Source organism: Segeticoccus rhizosphaerae, assembly GCF_009192725.1.
GTDB lineage: Bacteria > Actinomycetota > Actinomycetes > Actinomycetales > Dermatophilaceae > Segeticoccus > Segeticoccus rhizosphaerae.
On the sequence record NZ_VOHR01000312.1, the window covers coordinates 1 to 4304 of the forward strand.

The following is a 4304-nucleotide window of genomic DNA, read 5'->3' on the forward strand; positions in this document are numbered from 1 at the left end:
CCGCGGCACCGGCTCGGCCCGCTGCGGCCGACGCCCGACCCCGCGCGCCGCGCGGGTCACCGCTGGTGGATGTACCCGACCAGCTGGTCCCGCTCGTCCTGCAGCTCGTCGATGCGGTTCTTGACGATGTCGCCGATGCTGACGATCGAGTGGAGCCGGCCGTCTCGCAGCACGGGGACGTGCCGGACGCGGTGCTCGGTCATCTGCCGCGCCAGCGTGTCGAGGTCGTCCTCGGGGGTGCAGGTCTGCAGCGCGCTGGTCATGATGGAGCTCACGGTGGCGTCGAGGAGCGCGGCGCCGTCGGAGTGTAGGTGCCGGACGATGTCACGTTCACTGACGATGCCGGCAGGTGTGGTCCCGTCGTCGGTCACGACGACGGCACCGATGCGGTGCTCCTCGAGCAGGGCGAGGAGGGCCGAGACGGTCTCACCGGGACCGATGGTCACGATCCCGGGGTCCTGCTTGCGTCGGATCACGTCGGAGATGCGCATATTCGACGGTAGCCCGAAAGCCGCCGCGCCGCCAGAGCCGCCGCGCCGGCTCGAGGGTTCCGGGGCTGTCGCGCGACACCGGGCGACCTCGGCGTCGCCCGACTAGACTGGCCCTGCGTCCACCGTCCCCCCTCCCAGACACCAGAGGTGACCGTCTTGGCCCGTCCCCGCGTGAGGACCTTCGATCTCGTGGTGGTGGCCAACCGCCTCCCCGTCGACCGGGTCGTCGACCCGGACGGGACGGAGCAGTGGCGCACCAGCCCCGGTGGCCTGGTCACCGCCATGGAGTCCGTGATGCCGGGCCGTGACGGCGCCTGGGTGGGCTGGGCCGGTGAGGCCGGTGAGGCGCCGGAGCCGTTCGTCGAGAACGACATGTACCTCCAGCCGGTGGCCTTGTCCGCCGAAGAGGTCGAGCAATACTACGAGGGCTTCTCCAACGAGACCTTGTGGCCGATCTACCACGACGTGATCGTGAGCGCGACGTTCCACCGCTTCTGGTGGAACGCCTACCGCGCGGTCAACCAGCGGTTCGCGGAGGCGGCCGCCCGGGTGGCGGCACCGGGAGCGACCGTCTGGGTGCACGACTACCAGCTGCAGCTCGTGCCGGCCATGCTGCGCGAGCTGCGGCCGGACGTGCGGATCGGCTGGTTCAACCACATCCCCTTCCCCCCGGTGGAGCTGTTCGCCCAGCTGCCGTGGCGTCAGAGCCTGGTCGAGGGCCTGCTCGGCGCCGACTTCCTGGGGTTCCAGCGCACCGCCGACGCGGAGAACTTCCTGCGGGCCTGTCGGCGGCTCGTCGGCCTCCCCACCAAGGGAGACACCGTCACCCACCATCCCCACGGTGATGACGGCGAGGCACACACGGTCCGGGCGAGCGCCATCCCGATCTCCATCGACTTCAACGGACTCGACGAGCTGGCCCGCACCCCGGAGGTCAAGGCCCGGGCCGCCGAGATCCGCTCGTCCCTCGGTGACCCCGAGATCCTCATGCTCGGCGTCGACAGACTCGACTACACCAAGGGCATCCGGCACCGGTTGAAGGCCTACGAGGAGCTGCTGCGCGACGGCGAGGTGGCCCCGCCGGAGACGGCGCTGCTCCAGGTCGCGACGCCGAGCCGTGAGCGCGTCGCGGCCTACCGCAACCTGCGCACGCAGGTCGAGGGCACCGTCGGCCGGATCAACGGCGAGCACTCGCCGATCGGGGCCCAGGCGGTCCAGTACCTGCACCACTCCTACCCGCGCAGCGAGATGGCGGCGCTGTTCCTCGCGGCCGACGTCATGCTGGTGACACCGCTGCGGGACGGGATGAACCTCGTGGCCAAGGAATACGTCTCGTGCCGGCACGACCTCGGCGGAGCGCTCGTGCTCAGCGAGTTCACCGGCGCGGCCCGCGAGCTGCACCAGGCCTTCGTCTGCAATCCCCACGACATCGAGGGGCTCAAGCAGACCATCATGCGGGCGGTCCGGGCACCGGAAGCCGACCGACGCCGCCGGATGCGCGCCCTGCGCAAGCGAGTCGCCGACCACGACGTCCAACGCTGGGCCCAGCGTTACCTGGAGGCCCTGGCCAGCGCCCCCGAGCGACCGGAACGGCAGGGTCGTCACGGGAAGTCGGCGTGACCCTCCTGCCGGATGAGCTGTATGCCGCGCTCGTCACGTTCGCGGCCCGGCCCGCGGTCCTGCTGGGCGTCGACTTCGACGGCACCCTCGCACCGTTCGTCACCGACCCGATGCAGGCACGCGCCACCCCGGGGGCGATCGAGGCGCTGCGTGCTGCCGCCGCCCTGCCCGGCGTCACCACCGCGGTCGTGTCGGGTAGGGACCTGGCAACGCTCTCCAGGCTCACGGGGGTCGCCCCTGACGAACCGATCGCGTTGATCGGCAGCCACGGTGCTGAGTCGAGCGACCCCGTTCTCGCGGGATCCGTTGGCACTGAGCCAGATTCCTCGGCAGATGGCTCGGTGACCGAGCGCCTCGCCGCCGTGACGGCCGACCTGGAGGCCGTGGCGCGAGCCCATCCTCCCGTGCGCATCGAGCACAAGGCCACGGCGGTCGCGCTGCACACCCGGGACGTGGACGGGGAGGTCGCGGCACACGCGGCGACCGCCGCGCGCGAGGTGGCCACGCGGCATACCGGCGTGCACGTCCTGCCGGGCAAGGACGTGGTGGAGCTCTCGGTCGTGGAGACCAGCAAGGGCGCCGCGGTCCGCGCGCTCGCCGCGGCGCGTGGGGTTCGGGCCACCGCCTACATCGGCGACGACGTCACCGACGAGCGGGCCTTCGAGGTGCTGTCACCGGACGACGGAGATCTGACGATCAAGGTGGGTGAGGGCGAGACCGGCGCCAGCCACCGCGTCCCGGACGTCGCGACGGTCCTCGAAGTGCTGCAGACCTTCCTGCGTCTGCGCACTGCGGGCCAAGGCCGCTGAGCCCGGCTCAGGCCCGACGGGAGTGGGCTCTCTCCGGCCGGTGACTGGGTCGACCCTCGCACGATCAGCTCGGCGAGGAACAGGTACTCCGAGCGCGCCGATTGGGTAACGATGACGGAAACCGCCCCGAGGCACCCGTGGTCACCGAAGGAGCCGGCGGGAAGGGGGGTCGCCAGCGAGGATCAGGGCAGGTCGGAGGAGATCTGCCGGGCCGCAGCCGTCAGACTGTGCTGAGGGTCCTTGCCTGCCACGATGTCGGCGAAGGCCTGCCCCAACGGTCCCCACACCGCCTGCATCGCCGGCACCGAGGGCACCGGGTCACCGTCGCGCCCGGCGTCGAACCACGCGGCGTAGTGGTGGTCCCGGGCAGCGACGTCGCGGTAGGCGGCCGTCAGCGCCGGCGGGAGACCCGTCGCCCTGGCCAACCGCACCTGCACGTCCCGACGCGTCGCACAGTCGCGGACGAACTCCTGCGCGAGCTTGGGGCTCTGCGCCGTCGCGGAGACGTAGAACAGGTCCACGTCGAGCAGGGGGACGGGCTTGCCACCGCGGGGCAGGGCCGGCAGCGGGGAGATCGCGTAGGGAACCCCAGACGCCTGGATCACCGGTACCGACCAGGCGCCGGTGACGAGGTAGGCCCCGTGGCGGTCGCCGAAGAGGGGCACCGCATTCGTGTTGTCGACGTCCGGCTGGATGACGCCCTCGCGGCCGAGCTCGGCGAGCCGACGGGCGCCCTCCAGGGACGCGGGGCTGTCGAGGACGAGCCGGCCGGGTGAGTACTGGCCGTTCGGGGTCTTGGCGAAGATGCCACCGCCGTAGGCGCGCAGATAGGGATAGCCCGAGTAGACGTCCCCGGTGCTGCCGGTGCTCTGCAACAGGATCCGGTTGACCTTGCCCTCGGCCTTGAGCCGGCGCCCGTTCGCGATCAGCTGCTCGTAGGTCTGGGGCGCCTGCGGAGCCAGATCGGTGTTGCGCACCAGGGCCAGGTTGGCGATCGCGTAGGGCACCCCCCAGAGCTGGCCGTCGTAGCGGGCCCCCGCCAACGCCTTCGGCGCGAGCCGTCGCTGCTGGTTGCGGGACAGCGTGACCCGGCTGATGACGCGCTGCTGCTCCATCTCGCCCAGCCAGGTGTGTGGCCCCAGGAAGACGTCCGGCCCACTCTCGGGTGCCGTCACGTCCTGCAGCGCAGAGCGGACGTCCGAGACCGACTCGACGGTGACGCTGACCCCGCGCGTCCTGCCGAAGTCCTCTGCACGGGGGCGCAGCGCTGCCGCGACGTCGGGCGGCGCCCAGATGACCAGGTCGGCCCGCGGAGCCGCGGTCACGAGCGGTTGCGGCGAGCGGGGTCGGTCGACGCCGACCCCCGGCGCCGCCGCGAGGTCGG

The 4304-nt window shown here is 71.8% G+C and carries 4 protein-coding genes; 2 read left to right on the plus strand and 2 right to left on the minus strand.

The window, feature by feature from the left end; translation table 11 throughout:
- Window positions 1–56 precede the first annotated feature (56 nt).
- Window positions 57–491 (minus strand): CBS domain-containing protein, encoded by a 435-nt coding sequence (locus FRW57_RS17995; protein WP_137120705.1) that lies wholly within the window; start codon window positions 489–491, stop codon window positions 57–59.
- Between the two features lie 171 nt (window positions 492–662).
- Between FRW57_RS17995 and FRW57_RS18000 the strand changes: the two genes are divergently transcribed.
- Window positions 663–2111, plus strand: a complete 1449-nt coding sequence (locus tag FRW57_RS18000) for an alpha,alpha-trehalose-phosphate synthase (UDP-forming) (RefSeq protein WP_238384552.1) — start codon at window positions 663–665, stop codon at window positions 2109–2111.
- Window positions 2108–2920, plus strand: a complete 813-nt coding sequence (otsB, locus tag FRW57_RS18005) for a trehalose-phosphatase (RefSeq protein WP_137120707.1) — start codon at window positions 2108–2110, stop codon at window positions 2918–2920. Before FRW57_RS18000 ends, otsB begins: the two co-directional genes overlap by 4 nt.
- Window positions 2921–3102: 182 nt before the next feature.
- Here the strand turns inward: otsB and FRW57_RS18010 are convergent.
- Window positions 3103–4304: sugar ABC transporter substrate-binding protein (locus tag FRW57_RS18010; RefSeq protein WP_203230400.1), on the minus strand; the 1202-nt coding region annotated here is incomplete at its 5' end.

What these genes read in the sequence shown, in the direction of transcription:
- FRW57_RS17995 (WP_137120705.1), bottom strand. Translation starts at nt 491, where the DNA reads ATGCGCATCTCCGACGTGATCCGACGCAAGCAGGACCCCGGGATCGTG.